Annotated in this window: 26 protein-coding genes and 1 tRNA gene; 22 read left to right on the forward strand and 5 right to left on the reverse strand. The window is 64.0% G+C overall.

What is annotated here, in order from left to right:
- The first annotated feature begins 123 nt into the window (after positions 1–123).
- The 4 genes from BLT50_RS00495 to BLT50_RS00510 all read left to right on the forward strand — a co-directional run bounded on the left by BLT50_RS00495 (position 124) and on the right by BLT50_RS00510 (position 3,417).
- Complete coding sequence (locus tag BLT50_RS00495) at positions 124–420, forward strand: virulence factor (protein ID WP_090025384.1); 297 nt, start codon at positions 124–126, stop codon at positions 418–420.
- Between the two features lie 26 nt (positions 421–446).
- A complete protein-coding gene (locus tag BLT50_RS00500) occupies positions 447–1,379 on the forward strand; it encodes a methylenetetrahydrofolate reductase (RefSeq protein ID WP_090026922.1) in 933 nt (310 codons plus the stop codon).
- Positions 1,380–1,385: 6 nt separating this feature from the next.
- Positions 1,386–2,444 carry a methyltetrahydrofolate cobalamin methyltransferase gene (locus BLT50_RS00505; protein ID WP_090025386.1) on the forward strand — a complete coding sequence of 353 codons (1,059 nt, stop codon included), beginning with the start codon at positions 1,386–1,388 and terminating at the stop codon, positions 2,442–2,444.
- Between the two features lie 82 nt (positions 2,445–2,526).
- Positions 2,527–3,417 (forward strand): glucokinase, encoded by an 891-nt coding sequence (locus tag BLT50_RS00510; RefSeq protein ID WP_175491357.1) that lies wholly within the window; start codon positions 2,527–2,529, stop codon positions 3,415–3,417.
- Positions 3,418–3,433: 16 nt separating this feature from the next.
- Here the strand turns inward: BLT50_RS00510 and BLT50_RS00515 are convergent, their stop codons facing one another.
- Complete coding sequence (locus BLT50_RS00515; protein ID WP_090025388.1) at positions 3,434–4,042, reverse strand: response regulator transcription factor; 609 nt, start codon at positions 4,040–4,042, stop codon at positions 3,434–3,436.
- Between the two features lie 86 nt (positions 4,043–4,128).
- Here BLT50_RS00515 and BLT50_RS00520 point away from each other — a divergent pair, with 86 nt between their 5' ends.
- The 3 genes from BLT50_RS00520 to BLT50_RS19190 are packed head-to-tail and all read left to right on the forward strand — an operon-like array spanning position 4,129 to position 7,426.
- Entirely contained in the window at positions 4,129–4,701 is a 573-nt protein-coding gene (locus BLT50_RS00520; RefSeq protein ID WP_245723242.1) for a putative pterin-binding protein, read from the forward strand.
- 19 nt (positions 4,702–4,720) lie between these two features.
- Complete coding sequence (locus tag BLT50_RS00525; RefSeq protein WP_175491358.1) at positions 4,721–7,228, forward strand: ATP-binding protein; 2,508 nt, start codon at positions 4,721–4,723, stop codon at positions 7,226–7,228.
- Between the two features lie 27 nt (positions 7,229–7,255).
- Positions 7,256–7,426: a hypothetical protein gene (locus BLT50_RS19190; protein ID WP_175491359.1), complete on the forward strand. Its 171-nt coding sequence runs from the start codon at positions 7,256–7,258 to the stop codon at positions 7,424–7,426.
- A gap of 202 nt (positions 7,427–7,628) precedes the next feature.
- Here BLT50_RS19190 and BLT50_RS00530 read toward each other — a convergent pair whose 3' ends face one another.
- Together BLT50_RS00530 and BLT50_RS00535 are read right to left on the reverse strand one after the other, a co-directional pair.
- Entirely contained in the window at positions 7,629–8,543 is a 915-nt protein-coding gene (locus tag BLT50_RS00530) for a DUF2971 domain-containing protein (RefSeq protein WP_090025392.1), read from the reverse strand.
- A 278-nt stretch (positions 8,544–8,821) separates the two neighbouring features.
- Positions 8,822–8,911, reverse strand: a tRNA-Ser gene (locus BLT50_RS00535).
- Between the two features lie 123 nt (positions 8,912–9,034).
- On the opposite strand from BLT50_RS00535, the gene BLT50_RS00540 reads away from it, so the two are divergent.
- The 9 genes from BLT50_RS00540 (at position 9,035) to BLT50_RS00580 (ending at position 16,517) form a co-directional block, all read left to right on the forward strand.
- Complete coding sequence (locus tag BLT50_RS00540; protein WP_090025394.1) at positions 9,035–9,880, forward strand: DUF2059 domain-containing protein; 846 nt, start codon at positions 9,035–9,037, stop codon at positions 9,878–9,880.
- Positions 9,880–10,701, forward strand: a complete 822-nt coding sequence (locus tag BLT50_RS00545; RefSeq protein ID WP_090025396.1) for a DUF2059 domain-containing protein — start codon at positions 9,880–9,882, stop codon at positions 10,699–10,701. The genes BLT50_RS00540 and BLT50_RS00545 overlap by 1 nt, the downstream gene beginning before the upstream one ends.
- A gap of 183 nt (positions 10,702–10,884) precedes the next feature.
- Positions 10,885–11,529: a 50S ribosomal protein L21 gene (locus tag BLT50_RS00550; protein WP_090025398.1), complete on the forward strand. Its 645-nt coding sequence runs from the start codon at positions 10,885–10,887 to the stop codon at positions 11,527–11,529.
- A gap of 12 nt (positions 11,530–11,541) precedes the next feature.
- The gene (rpmA, locus tag BLT50_RS00555) at positions 11,542–11,811 is read left to right on the forward strand and encodes a 50S ribosomal protein L27 (protein WP_090025401.1); all 270 of its coding nucleotides are present in this window, start codon (positions 11,542–11,544) and stop codon (positions 11,809–11,811) included.
- Positions 11,812–11,890: 79 nt separating this feature from the next.
- Positions 11,891–12,496 carry a LysE family translocator gene (locus BLT50_RS00560; protein ID WP_090025404.1) on the forward strand — a complete coding sequence of 202 codons (606 nt, stop codon included), beginning with the start codon at positions 11,891–11,893 and terminating at the stop codon, positions 12,494–12,496.
- Positions 12,493–13,032 carry a GNAT family N-acetyltransferase gene (locus tag BLT50_RS00565; RefSeq protein ID WP_090025408.1) on the forward strand — a complete coding sequence of 180 codons (540 nt, stop codon included), beginning with the start codon at positions 12,493–12,495 and terminating at the stop codon, positions 13,030–13,032. The genes BLT50_RS00560 and BLT50_RS00565 overlap by 4 nt, the downstream gene beginning before the upstream one ends.
- 47 nt (positions 13,033–13,079) lie before the next feature.
- Positions 13,080–14,114 carry a GTPase ObgE gene (gene obgE, locus BLT50_RS00570; protein ID WP_090025411.1) on the forward strand — a complete coding sequence of 345 codons (1,035 nt, stop codon included), beginning with the start codon at positions 13,080–13,082 and terminating at the stop codon, positions 14,112–14,114.
- A complete protein-coding gene (gene proB, locus BLT50_RS00575; protein WP_090025413.1) occupies positions 14,102–15,208 on the forward strand; it encodes a glutamate 5-kinase in 1,107 nt (368 codons plus the stop codon). Before obgE ends, proB begins: the two co-directional genes overlap by 13 nt.
- A 52-nt stretch (positions 15,209–15,260) precedes the next feature.
- On the forward strand, positions 15,261–16,517 hold the full coding sequence (locus BLT50_RS00580; protein WP_090025416.1) for a glutamate-5-semialdehyde dehydrogenase: 1,257 nt from the start codon (positions 15,261–15,263) through the stop codon (positions 16,515–16,517).
- 5 nt (positions 16,518–16,522) lie between these two features.
- On the opposite strand, the gene BLT50_RS00585 is transcribed toward BLT50_RS00580, so the two are convergent.
- Positions 16,523–17,143 (reverse strand): histidine phosphotransferase family protein, encoded by a 621-nt coding sequence (locus BLT50_RS00585; RefSeq protein WP_090025419.1) that lies wholly within the window; start codon positions 17,141–17,143, stop codon positions 16,523–16,525.
- Between BLT50_RS00585 and BLT50_RS00590 the strand changes: the two genes are divergently transcribed.
- From BLT50_RS00590 to olsA, 3 genes are all read left to right on the forward strand, one after another.
- On the forward strand, positions 17,142–17,324 hold the full coding sequence (locus BLT50_RS00590) for a DUF3553 domain-containing protein (protein ID WP_090025420.1): 183 nt from the start codon (positions 17,142–17,144) through the stop codon (positions 17,322–17,324). The two genes, BLT50_RS00585 and BLT50_RS00590, sit on opposite strands and share 2 nt — an antisense overlap.
- Before the next feature lie 119 nt (positions 17,325–17,443).
- On the forward strand, positions 17,444–18,220 hold the full coding sequence (gene olsB / locus BLT50_RS00595) for an L-ornithine N(alpha)-acyltransferase (RefSeq protein ID WP_090025422.1): 777 nt from the start codon (positions 17,444–17,446) through the stop codon (positions 18,218–18,220).
- Complete coding sequence (gene olsA / locus BLT50_RS00600) at positions 18,217–19,047, forward strand: lyso-ornithine lipid O-acyltransferase (protein ID WP_425433918.1); 831 nt, start codon at positions 18,217–18,219, stop codon at positions 19,045–19,047. The genes olsB and olsA overlap by 4 nt, the downstream gene beginning before the upstream one ends.
- A 182-nt stretch (positions 19,048–19,229) precedes the next feature.
- Here olsA and BLT50_RS00605 read toward each other — a convergent pair whose 3' ends face one another.
- Positions 19,230–19,850, reverse strand: coding sequence for a thiamine phosphate synthase (locus BLT50_RS00605; RefSeq protein WP_090026932.1), 621 nt, complete (start codon positions 19,848–19,850; stop codon positions 19,230–19,232).
- Positions 19,851–20,005: 155 nt separating this feature from the next.
- On the opposite strand from BLT50_RS00605, the gene BLT50_RS00610 reads away from it, so the two are divergent.
- The 3 genes from BLT50_RS00610 to BLT50_RS00620 all read left to right on the forward strand — a co-directional run bounded on the left by BLT50_RS00610 (position 20,006) and on the right by BLT50_RS00620 (position 23,438).
- Positions 20,006–20,749 carry an RNA methyltransferase gene (locus tag BLT50_RS00610; protein ID WP_090025425.1) on the forward strand — a complete coding sequence of 248 codons (744 nt, stop codon included), beginning with the start codon at positions 20,006–20,008 and terminating at the stop codon, positions 20,747–20,749.
- A gap of 67 nt (positions 20,750–20,816) precedes the next feature.
- The gene (gene ctaA, locus BLT50_RS00615; RefSeq protein ID WP_090025427.1) at positions 20,817–21,956 is read left to right on the forward strand and encodes a heme A synthase; all 1,140 of its coding nucleotides are present in this window, start codon (positions 20,817–20,819) and stop codon (positions 21,954–21,956) included.
- Positions 21,957–21,962: 6 nt separating this feature from the next.
- Positions 21,963–23,438, forward strand: coding sequence for a carboxypeptidase M32 (locus BLT50_RS00620; RefSeq protein WP_090025429.1), 1,476 nt, complete (start codon positions 21,963–21,965; stop codon positions 23,436–23,438).
- The last annotated feature ends 92 nt before the right edge of the window (positions 23,439–23,530 follow it).

Consider the following 23,530-nt stretch of genomic DNA (forward strand, 5'->3'; position numbering starts at 1 on the left):
CAGTCATGGGGTGCCGCTGCTATGTCCAAATGGTCGCAGAGTGCGGCGGGAATGTCGAAAACCGCCCTCTTGTCGCAAACGCGCTGTCCTACAAGCGGATCACGGTAACAGGGGAATCAAGCAATGCCCGATGTCACGATCGTTTACTGGCGGGATATCCCGGCGCAGGTCATCGTCGGCAAGGGGCGTCGCGGTGCCAAGAAACCCTTGCCCGAACGGTTCGAACAGGCCATCGACCGCGCCGCCATGAAAGTGGGCGCAGCGGATACCGATGCCTACCTGGCCGAATGGCGCAAGGCACCCCCGTACACCGTCGAAGGCGATCCCGCTGAGATCGCCGAGGCCGAGGCCGCGCGCCTTGAGGCCGAGTTTGATCAGGACCGCATCAAGGCCCTGATCGCGAACGATGGTTGGGCATGAACCCCAAGGGCGTGTGGGAGGCCATGATGGCTCTGCTGAATTTCAAGAAACGCGATGACAGCGTCAAAACCGTCAACCCCGAGGTCGAAGCCTTCTTGCAGGGCTATTCGATCGAGGTGATGCCGCGCACCGCCGAAAAGGTCGAAGATTTCCGCGAAATCCTGCCCGAAGGCACACGCGTCTACATCGCCCATATCGAGGGCACCCCCATCGCCGACATGGTCGCGACCGCGAAACGGCTGAACGCCGAAGGCTACAAGGTGATGCCGCACTTCCCGGCTCGCATCATCAAGGACGCGGCCATGCTGGAAAACTGGATTGCCATGTATCAGGGCGAGGCCGATGTGAAACAGGCGCTGCTGCTGGCGGGCGGCGTGGCCCAGCCGCATGGCGATTTCCACTGCTCGATGCAGTTGATGGAAACCGGCCTGTTCGACAAGGCCGGGTTCGAACGCCTGCACGTCGCGGGCCATCCCGAAGGCAACCGTGACATCGACCCCGATGGCGGCGACGCCGCCGTGATGGACGCTCTGCGCTGGAAACAGGCGTTTTCCGAACGCAGCGACGCGAAGATGGCGCTTGCCACGCAGTTCGCCTTTGACGCCGATCCGATCATCGCCTGGGCAGACCGCCTGGCCGCCGAAGGCATCGAGCTGCCGATCCATATCGGCATTGCCGGTCCGGCCAAACTGCAGACGCTGATCAAGTTCGCCATCGCTTGCGGCGTGGGCCCCTCGCTCAAGGTTCTGCAAAAGCGCGCGATGGATGTCTCCAAGCTGCTTCTGCCCTACGAACCGAACGACGTGATCGCGAAACTGGCCGCCCACAAGGCCGCCAATCCCGATTTCAACATCGAGCATGTCCACTTCTTCCCGCTGGGCGGCATCAAGACCAACGCCCAATGGGCCATCGACAATGGCGGCACCGCAGCCGTGCCCGCCGCACAAACCCAAGGATAACCGCATATGACCCGCACCATCGTTGAGTCGAAAACCAAGACCGCCATTATCGGCTTCGATCAGCCCTTTTGCGTGATTGGTGAACGCATCAACCCGACTGGCCGCAAGAAATTGGCCGCCGAGCTTGAAGCGGGCGATTTTTCGACCGTGGAAAGGGATGCCGTGGCACAGGTTGCCGCAGGCGCGACGGTTCTCGATATCAACGCCGGCGTGGTCTACAACTCCAACCCCAACCCGAACGAGACCGAACCGCCCCTGATGACCAAGATCGTCGAACTGGTGCAGGGGCTGGTAGACGTGCCTCTGTGCATCGACAGCTCGGTTCCCGGCGCGCTCGAGGCCGGGCTTGCCGCAGCCGAAGGCCGCCCGCTGCTGAACTCGGTCACCGGCGAGGAAGAGCGGCTCGAGGCGATCCTGCCGCTCGTCAAGAAATACAACGTTCCCGTGGTCGCGATCTCGAATGACGACACCGGCATTTCCGAAGATCCCGACGTGCGTTTCGCCGTGGCCAAGAAGATCGTCGAACGCGCCGCCGATTTCGGCATCCCCGCGCATGACATCGTGGTCGATCCGCTGGTGATGCCGATCGGCGCGATGGCGACGGCGGGCCACCAGGTCTTTACCCTGGTGCGCCGCCTGCGCGAAGAGCTGGGCGTCAACACCACTTGCGGCGCGTCAAACATCTCGTTCGGTCTGCCCAACCGTCATGGCATCAACAACGCCTTCCTGCCGATGGCGATGGGCGCGGGCATGACCAGCGCCATCATGAACCCCTGCGCATTGCCCGTCGGCGCGGCCAAGATCGCCGAAAAGCGCGCCGAAGTCGAAGCGGCGGGGATCATCCTGCCTGCGGACATGGACGACGAAACCTTCTGCCAGCTTTTCGGGCTTGGCAGCACCCAGTTCCGCCCCGGCAAGGAAATGGAGGCCATCCGCGCCGCCAACCTGCTGACCAACAACGACCCGCATGGCGGGGACTGGATCCGCTTCAACAAGGCACCGGGTGAAGATGCAGCCGGAGGCCGCGGAGGCCGCCGCGCCGGGGGCCGCCGCCGCCGCGCCTGATTTGCCACAACTGCGACGAGGCGGCCCCGGCAATGCGCGGGGCCGCTTTGCATTTGGCGCGCGGTGTGATCTTTATCCGCGCATGTACCTGATCGGAGATATCGGCGGCACCTCGGTGCGCCTTGCGCTGGCGCAGGCGGGACAGATCCTGCCGGATACGCTGTGGCGTGCGCCCGCAGGAACCGAAGATTTCCGCGCGATCCTGGCGCAATACCGCGCGGTTTACGCATCTGGCGACATCGAAGGGGTGGCGATCGCGGCGGCGGGTGCGCCGCGCGATGGTCTTTTGCCTCTCACCAACCGCGCGATGGTTCTCGACCCCGAAGAGATCCGCGCCGAGCTGGGGCAGGTGCCCGTGACGCTGTTCAACGACATGGTCGGGCAGGGCTATGGCCTGTCGCGGCTCGGCCCTGACGGGCTGCGTCATCTGGCGGGGCCGCAAACGGGGCAGGGCGCGCGCCTTGTCGTCAATATCGGAACCGGTCTGAACGCCTGCGTGGTGCATGAAGGCCCCGCGGGCACGTTCGTGCCACCCTCCGAGGCGGGCAACGTCACGCTGCCCCAGGTGACCGACAGCCTCCGCGCGCTTGCCGGGCTCCATGGCGGCGAGGTCGTGGCCGAAGACGTGATTTCCGGGCGCGCCCTGCCGTGGCTGGCGAAAGTGCTTGCGGAAAGAGACAACCAGCAGGGGGCCGATGCCCTGGCCCATGCGGCCGTTCAGCGGGTCATCGCGGATGCGCTTGCCGCATATATGCGCGACATGGTGCTGTGCCACATGGCGACCGGCGGCATCTTCCTGACCGGTGGCGTGTCGATGGCGCTGGCCGATGTGCTGGACTGGACCGAAGTCCACGCCGCCATGGTGGGCGGCAGGGCGTATGCCGATCTGCTTGCACGGGTTCCGGTCACGCTGGTGACCGACCCCCATGTTGCGCTGCGGGGCTGCGCCGCGATTGCCGGGGCGCAGACCTGACCGCCGCGAATGGCGGTTAGACCAGTTGCAGATCGCGCGCCAGCATGGCCGCATGTGTGCGGTTACGCGCCTGCAATTTGCGGCAAATGGTTTTCACATGCAGCTTGATCGTGACTTCCTGAATGCTCAGGTCGCGGGCGATTTCCTTGTTCGATTTGCCTTCCATCACGCCGCGCAGGACGTCCATCTCGCGCGGGGTGATGTGGATCGGTCCAAGCCCCTTCTGTTCGGCATCCAGGAAATCCTGCGGCCGGTACACATGCCCGGCGATCATGTGACGCACCGCGCTGATCATCGTGTCCGGGTCTATCGACTTGGGCAGGAAGCCGCGCGCGCCTGCCGAAAGGGCGCGGCGCGCGACCTCGGGCGGGGCGGTGCCCGACAGGATTGCGACGGGGTGCGGGGCGTTGGCCTCGATCGCCTTGGCCAGGCCCGCGGGCAGGCTCATTCCCGGCATCGTGTAATCCAGCAGCACAAGGTCGAACCCGCCCTTGTCGGCAATGGCCTTGAGCGCCTCTTCCAGCGTCGCGGCCTCGACCACGTCATAGCCTGTCGCGTCGTGCAGGTAGCTTACCAATGCCGCACGCACGAGTTCGTGGTCATCCGCGATCAGAACCGTCGCCATGCCCGTCCTTTCCCTGCCATCATACGGCCCCCTACACCTTAGCATAGGTATCTGGACGAACGCCGCAACACTCTAGAGTATCCGTAATGCAGATTAGTTTTTGGGCGACAATGGGTTCTGTGGCGATGGTGCGTGAAAACCGGTCTCTTTTCATGGTGGCTTGTGCCGCGCTTCATCTTTTGGCGGGCACGGCCCAGGGCATGGCCGACTGCCACATGCCCCCGCCACAGGGGCGGCCGCTTTTGGAGATTCACATGGGCTTGGCCCAGGCCGAACAGGCCAAGGTGCGCGAGGTGATGCTCGACGACGCCATGCTTCGTGCGCTTCCGGCCGAGGATTTTTCGACCACGACGATCTGGACCGACGGTGTGCAGCATTTCCGCGGGGTGCGGCTGCTAACGCTGGTGCGCTGCCTTGGCATCGAAAACGGGCTTTTGACGCTGACCGCAAAGAACGAATACCTGATCGAAATTCCCGTCGAGGACTTGCGCCCCGACGGGGCGCTGGTGGCCTATGAACGCAACGGCAAGCCAATGGCCACACGGGACAAGGGCCCGCTCTGGCTGGTGTATCCTTACGACTCGCACACCGACTTTCAAACTGAAACGATCTACGCGCAAAGCATCTGGCAACTGGACCGTATCGAGGTGACGCCGTAATCTGCCTTCGGAGGCCATGATGCCGAATTTCGTGAAAAGGCTTTGGCGCTGGCGGTACGATTGGCTGCCCATTACCGTTTTGCTGACCGGTATCGGTCTGTTGATGGTGATCGGGGCCAGCATCGCCTGGCGCGGCACACAGGAAATGCGGACGCTCGCCAGCAGCCGCAGCGACAACCTGGTCTGGACGGTGACGCAGACCGAGGTTGAATTCCTACAGCTCGAAAACGCCGTCCAGATGCAGATGCTGGAAGGCACGGGGACGGCAGCCGATCTGCGCGAAGTGTTCGATGTGTTCTACAGCCGGCTGGCGACACTGCGCGTGTCACCGCTTTACCAGGAACACATTTCGGCAGCCGGTGAGATCGACCGCCTCGAACGGTTCTCCGCGCGCATCGACTCGTTGTTGCCGCTGATCGATTCCGACGATTACATCCTGCTGGATTCTGCGCCTCAGCTTCTTGCCGCGCTCGAAGAGTCGCGCGGGGAACTGCGTGCCCTTGCATCGCGCGTGACGCAAACCGTGGCAGAGCGGCACGAAGCCATGCGCACCGACATCTTCAAGGCGCTCCGCAACCTTGCCTATGTCGTGGTGGCGCTTCTCGTACTGATGGCCGCGCTCAGCCTGCTGGTCTGGCGTCTGGTCAGGTCCATCCGGTCCCGCGCACGCGAGTTGCGCCAGACCACGACACGGCTTTCGACGATCGTCACGACTTCGCGCGATGCGATCGTGGTCACCGATGGCGACGACCGGATCACCGAGTTCAACGCCGCCGCCGAATCCCTGTTCGGCCTTACCCGCGCCGAGGCGTTGGGGCAGCCGATCACGCGTTTGTGCGAGCCCTCGGAACTGGATGGCCAGACGCGGCGCCAGCGCGTCACCGGGTTCCGGTGCGAGGGGGGCGAATTGCCGCTCGAGGCATCGCTGGGCTCCGAGGAAACGCCTTTCGGCTGCGTGCGGGTCTACGTCTTCCGTGACATCACCCATCGTCTTGCCATCGAAGAGGATCTGCGCCAGAGCCGCGATCAGGCACTGGCCGGCGAGCGGGCGAAGGCGCGTTTCCTTGCCGTGATGAGCCACGAGATGCGCACGCCGCTGAACGGGATCATCGGGGTGATCGACCTGCTGCGCGACGAGCTGGATACCCCGCGGCTTCGCCAGTACCTGGAAATCCTCGAAAGCTCGGGCGAAACGCTGCTGTCGCATATCAACGACGTTCTCGATATCGCGGAACTCGAGGCCGTGCAGGTGACGCTGTCCCAGCAGGTCGTCGATCTGGACGCGCTCAGCCATTCCATCATGCGCGGCTTCGAGCCCGCGGCAAGGGCGCGCAACATCCGGCTGGAGCGGATCGTGCACCTGCCTGGTTCGCGTCTGGTGCGCGGTGACAGGGCACGGCTGCGCCAGATCATGAACAATCTGGTCGACAATGCGATCAAACATACGACGTCCGGCACGGTGGCGCTTGAACTGACGGGCACGGGGCATGATGGCGATCCGCTGGTCGAAATCCAGGTCTCGGACACCGGCACGGGCATCGCGCCGACCGACCGCACGCGCATATTCGAGGATTTCGTGCGCATCGAACGTCAGGACGGGATTGATCCGGGGGGCACCGGCCTCGGGCTCGGGATCACCCGCCGTCTGGCCGAGGCGATGGGCGGCGAGATCGGCGTTGAAAGCGAACCGGGCGAGGGCAGCCTTTTCTGGGTCCGCCTGCCGCTGCCGGCGCTGGCCGCCGACACCGACCCCGACGCGCAAGGCGAAGAGCTGTTCGTCGCAAGCCAGGTCGCACCGATGCGTGTGCTGGTGGTCGAGGATAACCCAGTCAACCGCTTCATCCTGCGCGAAATGCTGGAAAAGGACGGCCATCTCGTCGACGAAGCGGCGAATGGCAACGACGGACTTGGCCTGGCCGAAAAACGCCAGTTCGACCTGATCCTGATGGATATCGCGATGCCGGGAATGGACGGGGCAGCGGCGACGCGGAAAATAAGGGCCGGGCAGGGGCCGAATGCCAAGACCCGGATCGTGGCCTTCACCGCGCATGTCCAGGCCGCCGAAAGCCCCAGGACACTCGAGGCCGGGTTCGACCAAGTGCTGACCAAACCTGTGACATGGCCGATGCTGCGCGCGGTGCTGCGCGGGCAGGTACCTGCCGCGCCTGTGCCCGGCGCATCCGATCCGCTGATCGACGCCGCGGTGCTTGCGGCCCTTTCGGTCGCCCTCGGCCCGGAAAAGCGCGCCGCGCTCTTGAGGGATTTCCGAACGCTGGGCGAAGAGCTGCTGCAGAGGCTCGATGCGGGCGACACCGCGCCCGATGTGCTGCGCGACAAGGTCCACTGGCTGGCAGGCTCTGCCGCGATCCTTGGGGCGCGGCGGCTGCACACGGCGCTGTCCGACATGGAGACCGCCATCGATTCCGGCCAGGTCAGCCCGGCCCCGGAAGGGCTGGAGCCCCTGTTCCGCGCCACGCTCGCGGCACTGGATGCCGAGTTCACACCAGCGCAGCTTGCCTCGGAATAGCGTGGGTTCCGGGGATCGAGGAGCAAGGTGCTGCTGGTAGAAAGCGTGAATGTCTCTGCAAATGGTGGGCCGACGCCTCAAACCGATTGGCGACCTGCAGACGTTTCGCCGGACCTGCCAAAGTCGATGACAAAGGAAAGCCTAGACGCGGCGCGCAATGGCATCTTTTTGGCCTTCGGCGTGCTGCCGGGCCGGTAAGCTGGCCAAAAGCGATCCGGCAAGTCGGCGAGTGTCGCAATAAACCCCGACAGAGCGCTGCCCTCTGCCTTTCTGGTAACTCCGGAGGGCGCGGCGCAGGGCCAGATTGCTTACCACGGCGAGGCTGGTCGGGCTGGGGTGGCATCCAACGCCCCGGCCCATCGCTTTGCCCAACCGGGTGACGTGCCTGAAAGTTTGCCCGTTATGAGTACTTCAGCGAAAAAGCCCTGTCGCACAAACCCACTTGTACTACTTCAACTGATTTCCCAAACGATGCCCTAATCTTTTCCCGGGTTTCTGAGGCAACATTTGTGCCGATGTAAATTCGATTGACTGCCAGCGATGGAACCGCTTGGTAGGTGCGAGCATTTGATCCCTTGGTGTCAACCAACCGAAACTCTTGTTCATAGCTCCACTCAGCGGGCTTTGTGAGCGCAAGCTTCGTGACAGTCTCTCCGAGATCTTGCGGTGTTATTAACTCTTTCGCGCGCCCACCGGTGCCAGCGCCCGCTCGTTTTAACAACTCAATCGTAGAAACGACCGGCCTTTCCTCTGAGTAAGTTACCGGTACCAGTCTGAGCCTTCCTTGTAGCATCGACTCCGGATCGACCTTGTATTCCAAACAAACGCCATTGTGACTGTTAGCGTAATGCGCCCAGAACAACGGAGAGGACCACCCCAGAGTGAAGCTCGTAACTGACGTCCAATTTCTTGAGTCTTCAAGTATTGCCTTTGCCTTTGAGATAAGGAACTTCGCATACTCCGCTGAGTATCCGCTGTTTTTCTCGGCATTCACGGCAAGGTCGAATCCAGACAAGCCATTTTCTTTTGCAAGTTCATAAGCATTTCCGCCTGTAATGGTCGTCCCCTTGCCAAAGGTCCGCTCCCATTTTTTTAGATATTCTTGGACCTGAGCCACACTATCTTCTTTGTATACAGGCCGTGCCTCAAAAGGGTCATTGAGGTTAGCGACAGGGGAGAAGAATATTTTGTTCTCTAATACCGCCTTTTCTATAGCATCCCAAAAATGCGGGGCGTCTGCGCTAATAAACTTGTGAACGGTCCTTGGCGGATCGTATTGCAAGCCTTCGACGAGCCATTCAAAACCTTCATCCACGCGCCACTCCTCTCATTGCCGCGAAAGAGACTTCTACTTTATCAATGATGCCTAGCGAACTTGGATCAAGTACTTGATTCAACCCTTAACTAAGAGTCGCTGGCTGCAAAACCGGCGTCCTCTGGTGCACGCAAAAGGAAAGCTATTGATGAGGTGTTCCCCGCGCGAGAAGCTGCAGCAAACTCTTCGCCTAGTAAGACATTTAAGATGGCATGCTGGAAGGCTTGTAGGCGCCTTCACCTTGAGTTTCTTTCAAAACAATCGCTTGCCGGAATAAGTGGCGGAGAGACAGGGATTCGAACCCTGGGTGGGCTTGCACCCACAACGGTTTTCGAGACCGCCCCGTTCGACCACTCCGGCACCTCTCCGCGGGGGTCTGGTGGGTGCGTTTAATCGGCTTTGCGGCGGGGTTCAAGGGGCGTTTTGACATTGCTTGCGAATTCAAATGGCTTACCCTTGTCCTCATGGCTCGAACCTGTGACGGACGCCCCATGACACCAAGCTTTCTTTCGCGTATGCCCGCCTTCATCATGGCCCTTCTGCTGGCGGTGTCGGCGTTTGCCTTGCCCCTGCGCGCGGCGGACCGCGACCGGATCGAGGCATTCCTGACGACCACCGGCTTTGACGTGGCGCTCGACTCCATCGCGCTGTCGGCCGAAAGCGCGCCCCGCATGCTGGGACGCGAGGCCGGGGATTTCGGCGCGCAATGGACGCAGTTGGCCGACCGGATATTCGACACCGGCACGATGCATGACATGGCGGTCGCCATCCTGCAGGAAACGCTGGATCAGGACGACCTGATGCATGCGGTCGATTTCTACGCCAGCGACCTTGGGCAACGGCTGGTCGCGGCGGAAAATGCCTCGCACATGATGCCGGACGATGCCGGCAAGCTGGAGCAGGGCAAGGAGATCTTTGCCGCGCTCGTCGCCGAAGGCAGCCCGCGCGTCGCCTATTTCCAGCGCATGAACGACGCGATCAGCAGCGACGACAGCGCCGTGCGCGCGATCGAGGAAATCCAGGTCCGGTTCCTGATGGCGGCGTCGGTGGCCGGGGTGCTGGACCGGCCGCTGGACGAAGACGCCCTGCGCGCCGTTCTGGCCGACGGGCGCGACGAATTGCGGGTGGAGCTGCGTGCCAATTCTCTGGCCAGCGCCGCCTTTACCTATCGCGACTTTTCCGACGAAGACCTGCGGCTTTATACCGAGGCGCTTGAACATCCGCAGATGCGCCGGGTCTATGAGCTGCTCAATGCCGTCCAGCACGAGATCATGGCAAACCGGTTCGAAGTTCTGGCCGTCGCGATGGCCGACCTGACACCGGGGCAGGAGCTTTGATGCCCCGTATCGCCCTGTTTCGATTGCTGGCCCTGGTGGTGCTGCTCGTGCTGCCGATGCGCGAGTCGGCCGCCGAAATCGACCGTCTGTTCGCGGCCATGCAACTGGATCGTCTGATCGACGTGATGCGCGACGAGGGGCTGGCCTATGGCGACAGCCTGGCCCGCGACATGTTGCAGGGCGACGAAGGGCCCGGCTGGCGTGCGCTGGTCGAACGCATCTACGATACCGGCAAAATGCGCACCGTCGTGCGCGCGCATTTCACCGCCGCGTTCGGTGATGTCGACCCTGCGCCGCTTGTCGCGTTCTTCGAAAGCGAGGCGGGCCGGGCCCTGGTCGAGGCCGAAATCGAAACCCGCCGCGCGTTCATGTCGCCCGGCATCGAAGAGGCCGCGCGCGCGCTGTGGCGCGAGGCGGACAAATCCACGAACCGCCGGCGCCTGATCGCCGATTACGTCGATATCAACGACCTGATCGAATACAATGTCGCCGGCACCATGAACGCGAATTACCTGTTCTTCGCCGGCCTGGTCCAGGGCGGCGCCATCGACATGACCGAAGACGACATCCTGGCCGATGTCTGGGGGCAGGAGGCCGAAACCCGCGCGGATACGCGCGAATGGCTGTTTTCCTACCTGACCATGGCCTATGACGACCTGCCGGTCGAAACGCTGGCGGCCTATATCGCCCTGTCGCGCAGCGATGCGGGCCGCGCGCTCAACCGGGCGCTTTTCGCGGGGTTCGACAGCATGTACGGCGATCTTTCGCTGTCGATGGGGCTTGCCGTGGCCAGCCGCATGGCATCGGGCGAAGAGTTGTGACCACGCCCCGCGATTGCCCTTGACTTGCACATCCCGATAAGGGAAAAGCGCGCATCCGGGCAGGGGCGACTCTGCCCGGCAATCGTTTGATATTGCCCGAAAGGGCACGCTGTCCGCGGCGGCATTTATGCCAAGAACGCCCGCAAGGGGGCCCCAGGACGCGGCAATGAAAGGAACAAACCGATGTTTGCGGTTATGAAAACCGGTGGCAAACAGTACAAGGTCCAGTCGGGCGACGTGCTGCGCGTTGAAAAACTGGCCGCCGATGCTGGAGAAACCGTCCAGTTCAATGAAATTCTGATGCTTGGTGGCGACAAGACCGTTGTCGGCGCTCCGCTGGTCAACGGCGCGGCCGTGCAGGCCGAGGTGATCGACCAGGTCAAGGGTGACAAGGTTATCAACTTCGTCCGTCGCCGCCGTAAGCATTCGTCCAAGCGCACCGTCGGTCACCGCCAGAAGCTGACCCTGCTGCGGATCACCGAGATCCTGGCATCGGGCGCGGACAAGACCGGCGTCAAGGCCGCTATCGGTGCAGGCTCGGTCGCAGGCGTTGCCGCCGCTGCCGCGGCCCCGAAGAAAGCCGCAGCCAAGAAGGCGGACAAGCCTGCCGCGAAAGCTGCTGCAACTGGCGCTGACGACCTGAAAAAGCTGTCGGGCGTCGGCCCCGCGCTGGAAAAGAAACTGAACGAGGCAGGGGTCACCACCTTTGCCCAGATCGCAGCCTGGACCGAAGAGGACGTGGCAGCGATGGACGAGAAACTGTCGTTCAAGGGCCGGATCGAGCGCGAAGGCTGGATCGATCAGGCCAAGGAACTGGCTGGGAAATAAGGAGACCAACCCATGGCACACAAAAAAGCAGGCGGTTCGTCCCGTAACGGTCGCGACTCAGCCGGTCGCCGCCTCGGCATCAAGAAATTCGGTGGTCAGGAAGTGATCCCCGGCAACATCATCGCACGTCAGCGCGGCAACAAGTGGTGGCCGGGCGAAGGCGTGGGCCAAGGCAAGGACCACACCATTTTCGCAACCTCCGAAGGCCGTGTGAAATTCCACAAGGGCCTGAAGGGCCGCACGTTCATTTCCGTTCTCCCGGAAGTGGAGGCCGCAGAGTAAGCCGACCTTAACGGTTAAATCAGTAAGGGGATCGGCGAACGGGCCGATCCCCTTTTTCGTTGCAGGAGGCAAGCGACCGATGGGCGTTGCCGTGATGAATTTTCTGGTCTTCGGTGCCAGCCAGGTCGGCACACCGGGGCCCGCCAACATGGCGCTGATGGCGACCGGCGCGCGCTTTGGCTTGCGCGCGGCGCTGCCATTCGTGGCTGGCGTCGCACTGGGAAAGCAGATCATCATCTGGCCCATCGGCTTTGGCCTGATGGAGGTCGCGGTGCGCTACCCATGGGCGTTCACGGCGCTGAAATGGGCCTCGCTCGTCTATATCTGCTGGCTGGCCTGGAAGGTCGCGAACCTGCGCCTTTCCCCGGGTGCCGAGGCGGAAAAAGCCCCCGGTTTCCTGGCCGGACTGGCCGTTCATCCGCTCAACCCCAAGGCCTGGGCGATGATCGTGACGGGATTTACCAATTTCGTGACACCGGGCACACCAACCTTGCAGGCCACGGCAACGATCGCCATCTGCCTGTTATCGTTGCAGATTATCCTGCACCCGATCTGGACCTTCGCAGGCGACCGGATTGCACACACGGTCGCGGGCACGCCTGCGGAACGTTACCTTATGTGGACGCTTGCGGCGCTGACCGTCGCGTCCGTCCTTCTCGTGCTTTTCGGAGGAGAAAGCGCATGAATGTCGAGTTTAGTCCAAACCAGCCCCGGATCGAGGCCGATGGATTCGTGCTGCGCCCGCTGCGCATTTCGGATGCGGGTCTTATCTCGCTCTATGCCGGGGATTCGCGCGTGGCCTGCATGACGCGGTCGATCCCGCACCCGCTGCCGCCCGGCGCCGCCGAGGCGATGATCGCGCGGGCGCAGGCGCCGGACCGGACCGAAGATATCTGGGCGATGGATTCCAGCGCCGCTGGCGGAACCGAGGTGATGGGCCTGATGGGGCTGGAACGGCTGGACCGCGCACAAAGCCAGGTGTCGTTCTGGGTCGCGCCCGCGTTCTGGAACACCGGCGTCGCGTCGGCGGCGCTTGGGGCGATGCTGGTCTCCAATCCCCATGCAGCGCAGACGATGTTCGCCGAGGTCTTCCAGGACAACCCGGCCTCGGCACGGGTGCTGACAAACGCCGGTTTCGCCTATCTGGGCGACGCCGAAAACTTCTCGGTCGCACGGGGGGCGAAGGTGCCCACCTGGACCTATACACGAAAACTCAGTTGAGCAGGGCATGGCCTTTGCGATAGACGCCGATCACGAAGGAGTGGTCCATGAAGTTCCTCGATCTCGCAAAGGTCTATATCCGCTCAGGCGCAGGCGGGAACGGCTGCGTGTCGTTCCGGCGGGAAAAGTACATCGAATTCGGCGGACCCGATGGCGGTGACGGCGGCGATGGCGGCTCGGTCTGGGTCGAGGCCGTGGATGGCCTCAACACGCTGATCGACTTCCGCTATCAGCAGCATTTCTTTGCCGACAACGGCCGCCCCGGCATGGGGCGTCAGCGCACAGGCGCGGATGGCAAGGACATCGTTCTGCGCGTGCCGGTCGGCACCGAAATCCTCGACGAAGACCAGGAAACCCTGATCGCGGACCTGACCGAGGTGGGCGAGCGCGTGCTGCTGGCAAAGGGTGGCAATGGTGGTTGGGGCAACCTGCATTTCAAGACGTCGACCAACCAGGCCCCGCGCCGCGCCAATCCGGGCCAGGAAGGCGTCGAACGCACGTTGTGGCTGCGGCTCAAGCTGATTGCCGATGTGGGCCTTGTCGGGCTGCCCAACGCGGGCAAATCGACCTTCCTGGCCGCCACGTCGAACGCACGGCCCAAGGTGGCCGATTATCCCTTTACCACCCTGCATCCCAATCTGGGCGTCGTTGGTATCGACGGGGTGGAATTCGTCGTCGCGGACATTCCCGGCCTGATCGAAGGCGCCAGCGAAGGCCGTGGCCTGGGCGACCTGTTCCTGGGCCATGTCGAACGCTGCGCGGTGCTGCTGCACCTTGTCGATGGCAGCTCGGGCACTCTGGTCGAGGATTACCAGACCATCCTGGACGAACTGGCCGCCTATGGTGGCGGCCTTGCGGAAAAACCGCGCGTGACCGTCTTGAACAAGATCGACACGCTTGATGACGAGGAGCGCGCCTTCCTGCGCGACGAATTGCAGGCCGCAGGCGCACGCGACGTGATGCTTATGTCGGGCGTGTCGGGCGAGGGTGTCGATGACGTGCTTCGCGCGCTGCGTGCCCATATCGACGCGGGCCGCCTGCGTGAAAAACCCGCCGAAGAGGACGCGCCTTGGCAACCCTGACCGACGCCCGCCGCATCGTGATAAAAATCGGTTCGGCCCTGCTGGTCGACCGGGCCACAGGCAGCCTGCGCGCCGAATGGCTGCATGCGCTGGCGCTGGATGTGGTGTGGTTGAAATCGCTTGGCGCCGATGTCGTGCTTGTGTCGTCCGGGTCGATCGCGCTGGGGCGGGGTGTGCTGGGGCTGACCTCCCGCGACCTGCCGCTTGAACAAAGCCAGGCCGCCGCCGCGGTGGGTCAGATCCGCCTGGCGCGCGCCTACGAAGAGGCGCTGGCCCCGCACGGTCTGACCACGGCGCAGGTTCTGGTCACGCTCGAAGACAGCGCCGACCGCCGCCGGTACCTGAACAGCCGCGCGACGATGGAAACCCTTCTGTCGCTGGGCGTCATCCCGATCGTCAATGAAAACGACACCGTGGCGACGGATGAAATCCGCTATGGCGACAATGACCGGCTGGCCGCGCAGGTCGCCGTCACGGTGGAGGCCGATCAACTGATCCTGCTGTCGGATGTCGACGGGTTTTACTCTGCCAACCCCCAGACCGATCCGGCCGCCCGCCGTTTCGACGTGATCGACACCATCACCCCCGAGATCGAGGCAATGGCCGGCGAAGGCGTGTCGGGCCTGTCCAAGGGCGGCATGGTGACCAAGTTGATGGCGGCCAAGATGGCGACGGCCGCAGGCTGCGCCATGGCGATCACCGAAGGGTCGGTCACGCGCCCGCTGACGGCGCTTGAAAACGGCGCCAACGCCACCTGGTTCCGCCCGCAAGGCGACCCGCAGGCCGCCCGCAAGCGCTGGATCGCGGCGATGAAGCCGCGCGGCCAGATCACGGTCGATGCAGGAGCCGCGCGCGCCCTGGCCCAAGGCAAAAGCCTGTTGCCCGCGGGTGTCGCGCAGGTGACGGGCGCGTTTGGCCGCGGCGATCCGGTCGCGATCTGCGATGCCTCGGGGCGCAAGCTGGGCCAGGGGCTGAGCCGCTACACCGCCGCCGAAGCGGTCGCGATCAAGGGCCTGCGCTCGGACGCGATCGAGCCGGTTCTTGGCTATCCGGCCCGCGCCGCTTTGATTCATCGCGACGATATGGCACTTTAACGCGCCGCAACCGCCACGCCGCAAACAGACGCCAGATACAAGGGCAGACGCCATGAAAGACCTTGAAAACATCCCCGCCCTGATGGCCGAGATCGGCCAGCGCGCCCGCGCGGCGGCAGCCGAACTGGCCTTTGCCAGCGCCGACGCAAAGCGCAACGCCCTGATGGCCGCCGCCGATGCGGTCTGGGAAAACCGTGCCGACATCATCGCCGCCAATGGCCGCGACATGGATTATGGCCGCGAAAAGGGGCTGTCGGACGCGATGATGGACCGCCTGATGCTGGACGAGGGGCGGGTTTCCGGCATTTGCGACGCGCTGCGCTCGGTCGCGGCGCAGGACGATCCCGTCGGCGCTGTTCTGGCCGAATGGGACATGCCCAGCGGGCTGCATATCCGCCGCGTGCGCACCCCCCTGGGTGTCGTCGGCGTGATCTATGAAAGCCGCCCCAACGTGACGGCGGATGCCGGCGCGCTCTGCCTCAAGGCCGGCAATGCGGTGATCCTGCGGGGGGGCTCTGAAAGCTTTCACTCCTCCGGCGCGATCCATGCCTGCCTCGTGCAGGGGCTGCGCGCCGCGGGCCTTCCCGAAGACGCCATTCAGCGCGTTCCCACCCGCGACCGCGCGGCGGTGGCCGAAATGCTGACGATGACCGACTATATCGACGTGATCGTGCCGCGTGGCGGCAAGGGGCTGGTGGGGCTTGTCCAGCGCGAGGCGCGCGTGCCTGTCTTTGCCCATCTCGAAGGCATCGTGCACGTCTATATCGACAAATCCGCAGACCCGGAAAAGGCGCTGCGCGTAGTGATGAACGCCAAGACACGCCGCACGGGGATCTGCGGCGCGGCCGAATGCCTGCTGATCCACCGCGACATCGCTGATGGCCTGGGCGCCGATCTGAGCCGCGCGTTGATGGAGGCGGGTGTCCGCGTCCACGCGGGCGAGGGGCTGCCGGGAACCGACCTCGCCACCGACGACGACTGGGGCCGCGAATACCTGGATATGGATATCGCCGCCAAGATCGTCGATGACGTGGATGGCGCGATCGACCATATCCGCCGCTACAGTTCGCACCACACCGAATGCATCATCGCCGAAGATCCTGCTGCCGTCGCGCGGTTCTTTGAACGCATCGACAGCGCGATCCTGATGCACAACGCCTCGACCCAGTTCGCCGATGGCGGTGAATTCGGCATGGGGGCCGAAATCGGGATCGCAACGGGCAAGATGCACGCCCGCGGCCCGGTGGGTGCGGCGCAGCTGACCAGCTTCAAGTATCTTGTCGAAGGCGACGGAACGACCCGCGCCTGACCGGATCAGAACCGGATCGTGATTTCCTCGGGCCCGATGCGGGTGCGGGGACGCGTTCCGCATTCCTCAAGAAGCAGCGGCAGCAAAGCGAATTGCACCTCGGACGGCGCGACATCCGCGCCGGGCCGATTGAGCGCCTCCCACAGCTTTTCGTCGATCAGCAGTTTTTTCGAGCGTCCGGCGATCTGCCATGACGCACCATCGTGGCTGGCCGTGATCGAACCGCCAAAGGGCAGGGCGGTTTCCAGGCACATGATCGCGAGGAACGCCAACCGCGCATCCCGGCGTGCCACGTCGCCGTCGGGCTGCCAGCGCAATTCCTGCCGCCCTGCGCCTTCGAGGCCGGACAGGATGCCCCGTATCTCGGACGCGGCGACGGACTGCCCGGCATCCGCCGCGCCAAAGGCCACGCGGAAAAACCGGATACGCGCCTGCGCGTTGGCAAGGCTGTCATGGACCAGCGCCATTTCCGGGCCGGACTGGCCATCCATCTCCATCAGTTCCAATCCGTTTCCGATGGCGCCGACGGGGCTGATCAGGTCATGGCAGATACGCGACCCTACCAAGGCGGCCAGTTGCGCACTATGTTTCGGCAAATCGAACCCCCCGCAAAAGGTATGGGCCATGGACGACCTCAATGGATTTCTTGAACCGGGAATGCTTGTCCGGCACCCACAATGCCCGGAATGGGGTGTGGGGCAGGTGCAGTCACGGATCGGCACACGCATAACCGTAAACTTTCCGGACACGGGCAAGGTGGTCATCGACGGGGCCCGGATCGCTCTCGAACCCGTCTTTGATGACTGAACCGGGTTAACAAAGGGTTAGCGCGGACCGCCATCAGCGCGGATTCCCGGTTCATGTTGCCTTTGGGCGCGCTCTTGCCCTAAACACGCGCAGGTTTTTCCGCAGGATCCGCATATCACATGCCGCTTACGCATGATCCCATCTTCACCGTCCGGCTGGCCGAAAGCGAGGCAGACCTGCGTGCCGCGCAACGTCTGCGCTATGATGTGTTCGTGGACGAACTGGGCGGCGGCGGTGCGATGGTGGACCACGAAAACCGCCTAGAGAGGGACCGCTTCGACCCCTTTTTCGACCATCTGATCCTGCGCGACGAAGCGCGGGATGCCGGCGATCGGGTGGTGGGCGTTTACCGCCTGCTGCGCGGCGATCAGGCCGGACGGATCGGCCAGTTCTATTCCGAGGACGAATACGATCTTTCGGTGCTGAAATCGTCGGGACGCCGGTTGCTGGAGCTTGGGCGGTCGTGCCTCCATCGCGATTACCGCGGCGGCATGGCGATGTTTCATCTCTGGAATAGCCTTGCCACGTATGTGGCTGACCATAAAGTGGAAATTCTTTTCGGCGTCGCCTCGTTCCACGGCACCGATCCCGATGCGCTTGCAGCGCCGCTGTCGCTGTTGCATCACGGGCATCTGGCCCCGCCTGACCTGCGCGTGCGCGCGCGGCCCGATCATTTCGCCGCGATGGACCGGATCGCCGCCGACGCGCTGGACCGCAAGGCCGCGGTGCTGGAAATCCCCGCCCTGATCAAGGCGTACCTGCGTCTTGGCGGCTTCGTGGGCGAAGGCGCGTGGATCGACCGTGCGTTCAACACGACCGATGTCTGCCTGATCCTCGACACCGCGAGGATGAGCGACCGGCAGCGGGCGATCTATACCAGGGGCACGGGTGGATGATGCCCGAATGGGACATGCCGCCGGAGCCGGCGCACGAACGGATACCGGTCATGGGCTGGGTCAGGGTCTTTCTGCGCGGTCTGGCGCTGATCGCCGTGATCGGCGTGTGCCTGGGGCTGATGTTCGTCGGCCATTACCTGATCGAGCGGCCATTCTATGGTAAGAAACGGCCGCTAACCCCTTATCTTACCGTGTTTGTTTGCCGATCCGCCTTTATCATCCTCGGCATGAAATACAGCCGCAGGGGGGCGCGGATGGATCAGCGGGGGGCGGTGGTGGCGAACCATTCCTCGTGGCTGGATATCTTCACGCTGAACGCGGGCAAACGGATCTATTTCGTCTCCAAGGCCGAGGTGGCGGGCTGGCCGGGGATCGGCACGTTGGCCAAGGCGACCGGCACGGTGTTCATCAACCGCGACCGCCGCGATGCGCGCAAACAGCAGGACATCTTCGAGGATCGTCTGCTGGCGGGCCACAAGCTGCTGTTTTTCCCTGAAGGCACCTCCACTGACGGGATGGTGGTTTTGCCTTTTAAAACAACGCTTTTCCAGGCGTTCTTTTCGGATCATCTGCGCCACGAAATGCACATCCAGCCTTGCACCGTTGTCTACCGCGCGCCTGAAGGGGCCGATCCGCGGTTTTACGGATGGTGGGGCGATATGGAGTTCGGGCCGCATCTTCTGAAGGTGCTGGCAGCCCCGAAACAAGGCGCGGTCGAAGTGATTTATCACGAACCTGTGCGGGTGGATGACTTTCCAAACCGCAAGTCGCTGGCGGCCCATCTGGAGGATGCAGTCAGGGCCGGAATGCCGCCCGAAAGGCGTTAATCCGCGCGGTTCGAGGCCGAAACCGCGCAGTTCCTGACAAATGACGACCGGAAATCGCGCGGTTTGACGGAGATACCGCGCTGATTTTGCCGTCGGCGCAGGGGATTTTCTGCCGTCCCGTCGCGATTTTACGTAGTCCCGGGCAAAACCGCGCGATTGTTAACGGAAACCGCGCGGGCGGATCAGCCCATCGCCGCCTTGAGTGCGGCCAGTTCCGACGCCGGATCGCCGGCGCCCCAGATCTCGGACCCGATGGCGAAGAAATCGGTCACCGGGGCAAGGTCGCGGATGATCTCGGGTGTCAGGCCGCCTTCGGCCACGACCGGCAGTTCGATCATCAGCGACCACCATTCGAACATTTCGCGGTCGGCCAGCGTGCCGTCGCCCAGGCTGGCGCCGGACAGCGGGCCGAAGCTGACGTAATCGGCGCCGGCTTCGCCCGCGTTCATGCCGTCATGGCGCGATGCGCCGCAGAACGCGCCGACGATGGCGTCCTCGCCCAGTTCCTTGCGCGCCTTGCGCACGTTGCGCGCGCCGTCGGGCAGGTGGACCCCATCGAGGCCCAGACGTTCGACCATCAGGATATGGCTGTCGATCACCAGCGCCACGTCGCGGGCATGGGTGACCTCGCGCAGGGCGTCGGCCGCACGCGCGATGCGATCCTCGTCGCGGGTGGCGAGGCTGAGGCGCACGCACGCCACATCATGGCTGTCCAGCACCCCGGCCAGCGCGTCGGGAAACCGGCTGAGTTCGAATTCGGGCGGGGTGACGAGGTAGATTTGCGGCTGCTCGGCTTGGGCCATGATGCGCTCCTGCACTTGGTCTGGCCCCTATAGCGCGGAAAAGGCCTGTGCGCCAAGGGGGTTAGGCCCAAGATGCCCGGCCTGCGCGCCGGCGGGGTCTTTTCACCCGCCCGGCTTTCCCCTAACACGGCGCGTGACCCGAAACGGAGCGACCCATGCCAACAGATCGACAGCAGCCGGCCTTTGTCCTCGTGCGCCCGCAGATGGGCGAGAATATCGGGGGCGCGGCGCGGGCGATGTGGAATTTCGGACTGGACCGGATGCGCGTCGTGGCCCCGCGCGACGGCTGGCCCAACCAGCGGGCCGTGGCCATGGCGAGCGGCGCGGGCCGCCTGCTGGATGAGGCGATGCTGTGTGCCGACCTGCCCGAGGCTTTGGCCGACCGCACCTACACCTATGCCACCACGGCGCGCCCGCGGGGGCTGACCAAGCCGGTGTTCAGCCCCGAGGCCGCGATGAAGGATGCCGCCGCGCGCATCGCCGCGGGCGAAAAGGTGGCGGTGATTTTCGGCCCCGAACGCGCGGGCCTGGAAAACGAGGACATCGCCCAGGCCAACGCGATCATCTCGGTTCCCGTGAACCCCGAATTTCCGTCGCTGAACCTGGCGCAATGCGTGTTGCTGACGGGCTATGAATGGCGCCGCCAGGTGGCCGAGACCGCCCATGAAAGCGACGATATGGGCCGCACCGAATGGGCCACCGGGCTGGAAGTGGAAAAGCTGGCCGCACATTACGAGGAACGCCTGCAGGAGGCCGGGTTCTTTTTCCCCGAGGCAAAGGCCGAGGGCATGAAGACGAACCTGCGCAATCTGTGGTCGCGGATGCGCATGACCCGCGCAGATGTGCAGATGCTCCACGGTATCATGCGTCAAATGGTGCGCTGGAAAGAGCGCGGATAACCCGTATCTGACTGGACGGCGCGGGGCGCGCGTCTTACCTTTCGCGCAAGTCATTCGGAGGCAGGGAATGAGCGGAAAACGCAGCATTTTCGAAGAGGTTGAAAGCCGCGAGGCGGTGGCCGAACCGCAGGGCGGGTTCATCGACAAGGCAGGACGGCGCGGGGCGCGCGGGGCAATTCGGGTCTGGCTGATGCTCTTGTTCGCGCTGGTCATGGTGATGATCGCCGTGGGTGGGCTGACGCGACTGACCGACAGCGGATTGTCGATCACCGAATGGGCGCCGATCCGGGGCGCGATCCCGCCGATGACCGAGGCCCATTGGATGGCCGAGTTCGAGAAATACAAGGCCATCCCGGAATTCCAGATCCAGAACCAGTGGATGGAACTGCACGATTTCAAGGTAATCTACTGGTGGGAATGGGGCCATCGCCAGCTTGGCCGCGTGATCGGCCTGGTCTGGGCGCTGGGGTTCCTTGGCTTTCTCGTGACCCGCAAGATCCCCGCCGGCTGGACGGGGCGGCTTTTTTTCCTGGGCGTGCTGGGTGGCCTGCAGGGGGCGATCGGCTGGTGGATGGTGTCGTCCGGTCTGACCGGGTCGATGACCGATGTGGCCAGCTACCGGCTGGCGACGCATCTGGGGCTGGCCTTCGTGATCCTGGGGTTCATCGCCTGGTACGTGTTCCTGCTGGGCCGCGAAGAGCGCGAGCTGATGCAGGCGCGGCGTCTGAAAGAGGGCAAGCTTTGGGGGATGTCGACGGGCTGGCTGCATTTCGCGTTCCTGCAAATCCTGCTGGGCGCTCTGGTCGCCGGGATCGACGCCGGGCGCAGCTATACCGACTGGCCGCTGATGGGCGGGCAGATCATCCCGCCCGATCCGTTCCTGTTCGAACCGGCCTGGCGCAATTTCTTTGAAAATCCGGGGCTGGTGCAATTCATCCACCGGGTGACAGGTTACCTGCTGCTGGCGTTTGCGGTGGTGGTCTGGCTGCGCGGCCGCAAGAGCGCGCATGGCGTCACGCGCACCGCCTTTACCGCCGCGTTCATCGCGCTGGTGGCGCAGGTGGTGCTGGGCATTTTCACCGTGATCACCGGCGCACCGTGGCAGGTGGCGATCGTGCACCAGGTGCTGGCCGTCATCGTCTGGGTGCTGATCCTGCGGGCGCGGTTCCTGTCGGGCTATCCCGTCGCACAATCCATTCGGGGGTAAGCAGGTATGAGTGCCTTTGACGATCTGATGGCGCATGAGCGCCAGACCCAGGCCCTTTCCCAGGTCGCCGGCCGGCTGGGCTGGGACCAGGAAACCGTGATGCCGCGCGGGGCGGGCGCACAGCGGGCCGAAGAGATGGCCGCCGTGGCCGCCATCCTGCACGAGCGCCGCACCAGCCCTGCCGTGGGCGACTGGCTGGCCGCGATCGACGATGCCGCGCTGGATGCGGTGGGGCAGGCGCAGATGCGCCATATCCGCCGCGACTACGCCCGTGCGACGCGCCTGCCTGCCGCGCTTGCGGCCGAGATCGCACGTACCCGGAGCCTCGCCCATCAACGCTGGGCCGAGGCGCGCGGGGCCGAGGACGTGGCCCATTTCCTGCCGATGCTGGAGCGGATGATCGAGCTGAAGCGGCAGGAAGGCGCGGCGCTGGCCGATGGCGGCGATCCCTATGACGCGCTGTTGCAGGATTACGAACCGGGCGCGACCGCCGCCGGGCTGGAGGCGATGTTCGGCGCGCTGCGCCCGCGGCTTGTGGCGCTTCGGGCGGCCTGTCTGGAAAAGCCCGCCCCGGAGGCGCTGAGCGGCGATTATGACGAATCCGCGCAGATGCGCCTGTCGCGGGTGCTGGCGAAGACATTCGGCTATGACATGGCGCGCGGGCGCGTGGACAAGGCGGTGCATCCGTTCAGTTCAGGCTCGGGCGACGATGTGCGCATTACCACGCGCACCAATCCTGCCGACCCGTTCAACTGCTTCTACTCCACCATCCACGAGGTCGGTCACGCCGCCTATGAGCAGGGGATCGACCCGGCCTATGGGCTGACGCCGTTGGGGCAGGGCGTGTCGATGGGCGTGCATGAAAGCCAGTCGCGCATCTACGAAAACCAGCTTGGACGGTCGCGTGCGTTCACCGGCTGGCTGTATGAGCGGATGCGCGAGGCGTTCGGCGATCTGGGGCTGGCGGGGCCGGATGCGTTCTATGCCGCCGTCAACGCGCTGAAACCCGGCTATATCCGCACCGAGGCCGACGAGGTGCAGTATAACCTGCATGTCCTGCTGCGGTTCGACCTTGAGCGCGACCTGATCGCCGGAAAGCTGGAGGCGGCGGACCTTGAAGAGGCGTGGAACGCCCGGTTCGAGGCCGATTTCGGCTATGCGGTGGACAAGCCGTCGAATGGCTGCCTGCAGGATGTGCATTGGTCCGAGGGGCTGTTCGGCTATTTCCCGACCTACACGCTGGGCAATGTCTATGCCGGTTGCCTGATGCAGGCGCTCCGCGCGGCCGTGCCCGATTGGGAGGCGCAACTGGCCGAGGGCGATCTGTCGGGCGTGACCGGGTGGCTGCGCGAGAACGTGCAGCGACACGGCGGGCTTTACGAGCCGCGCGAGGTGATAACGCGGGCTTGCGGACAAGAGCCGAGCGAGGGACCGTTGCTGGAGTATCTCGAGGCGAAATTCGGCGCGCTTTACGGGGTATAAGATCAGGCATTGGCCGCGCCTTTGCCTGACCATTGCCTGCTCTTGGAACCTCGAAAGCGGTTTCGAAGGCGTGCGACGCCCGGGCTGCTCTG

The sequence above is a fragment of the Lutimaribacter saemankumensis genome (genome assembly GCF_900100005.1).
Taxonomy (GTDB): Bacteria; Pseudomonadota; Alphaproteobacteria; order Rhodobacterales; family Rhodobacteraceae; genus Lutimaribacter; species Lutimaribacter saemankumensis.

Coding starts and splice junctions, on each gene's coding strand:
- BLT50_RS00580 (WP_090025416.1), top strand. CDS start 15,261: ATGAAAGACCTTGAAAACATCCCCGCCCTGATGGCCGAGATCGGCCAG.
- BLT50_RS00515 (WP_090025388.1), bottom strand. CDS start 4,042: ATGGCGACGGTTCTGATCGCGGATGACCACGAACTCGTGCGTGCGGCA.
- ctaA (WP_090025427.1), top strand. CDS start 20,817: ATGAGCGGAAAACGCAGCATTTTCGAAGAGGTTGAAAGCCGCGAGGCG.
- BLT50_RS00620 (WP_090025429.1), top strand. CDS start 21,963: ATGAGTGCCTTTGACGATCTGATGGCGCATGAGCGCCAGACCCAGGCC.
- BLT50_RS00590 (WP_090025420.1), top strand. CDS start 17,142: ATGGACGACCTCAATGGATTTCTTGAACCGGGAATGCTTGTCCGGCAC.
- BLT50_RS00500 (WP_090026922.1), top strand. CDS start 447: ATGGCTCTGCTGAATTTCAAGAAACGCGATGACAGCGTCAAAACCGTC.
- BLT50_RS00605 (WP_090026932.1), bottom strand. CDS start 19,850: ATGGCCCAAGCCGAGCAGCCGCAAATCTACCTCGTCACCCCGCCCGAA.
- BLT50_RS00545 (WP_090025396.1), top strand. CDS start 9,880: ATGCCCCGTATCGCCCTGTTTCGATTGCTGGCCCTGGTGGTGCTGCTC.
- BLT50_RS00495 (WP_090025384.1), top strand. CDS start 124: ATGCCCGATGTCACGATCGTTTACTGGCGGGATATCCCGGCGCAGGTC.
- olsB (WP_090025422.1), top strand. CDS start 17,444: ATGCCGCTTACGCATGATCCCATCTTCACCGTCCGGCTGGCCGAAAGC.
- BLT50_RS00550 (WP_090025398.1), top strand. CDS start 10,885: ATGTTTGCGGTTATGAAAACCGGTGGCAAACAGTACAAGGTCCAGTCG.
- BLT50_RS00525 (WP_175491358.1), top strand. CDS start 4,721: ATGCCGAATTTCGTGAAAAGGCTTTGGCGCTGGCGGTACGATTGGCTG.
- BLT50_RS00560 (WP_090025404.1), top strand. CDS start 11,891: ATGGGCGTTGCCGTGATGAATTTTCTGGTCTTCGGTGCCAGCCAGGTC.
- BLT50_RS00565 (WP_090025408.1), top strand. CDS start 12,493: ATGAATGTCGAGTTTAGTCCAAACCAGCCCCGGATCGAGGCCGATGGA.
- BLT50_RS00540 (WP_090025394.1), top strand. CDS start 9,035: ATGACACCAAGCTTTCTTTCGCGTATGCCCGCCTTCATCATGGCCCTT.
- BLT50_RS00610 (WP_090025425.1), top strand. CDS start 20,006: ATGCCAACAGATCGACAGCAGCCGGCCTTTGTCCTCGTGCGCCCGCAG.
- BLT50_RS00505 (WP_090025386.1), top strand. CDS start 1,386: ATGACCCGCACCATCGTTGAGTCGAAAACCAAGACCGCCATTATCGGC.
- BLT50_RS00585 (WP_090025419.1), bottom strand. CDS start 17,143: ATGGCCCATACCTTTTGCGGGGGGTTCGATTTGCCGAAACATAGTGCG.
- BLT50_RS00510 (WP_175491357.1), top strand. CDS start 2,527: ATGTACCTGATCGGAGATATCGGCGGCACCTCGGTGCGCCTTGCGCTG.
- BLT50_RS00520 (WP_245723242.1), top strand. CDS start 4,129: ATGCAGATTAGTTTTTGGGCGACAATGGGTTCTGTGGCGATGGTGCGT.
- rpmA (WP_090025401.1), top strand. CDS start 11,542: ATGGCACACAAAAAAGCAGGCGGTTCGTCCCGTAACGGTCGCGACTCA.
- olsA (WP_425433918.1), top strand. CDS start 18,217: ATGATGCCCGAATGGGACATGCCGCCGGAGCCGGCGCACGAACGGATA.
- obgE (WP_090025411.1), top strand. CDS start 13,080: ATGAAGTTCCTCGATCTCGCAAAGGTCTATATCCGCTCAGGCGCAGGC.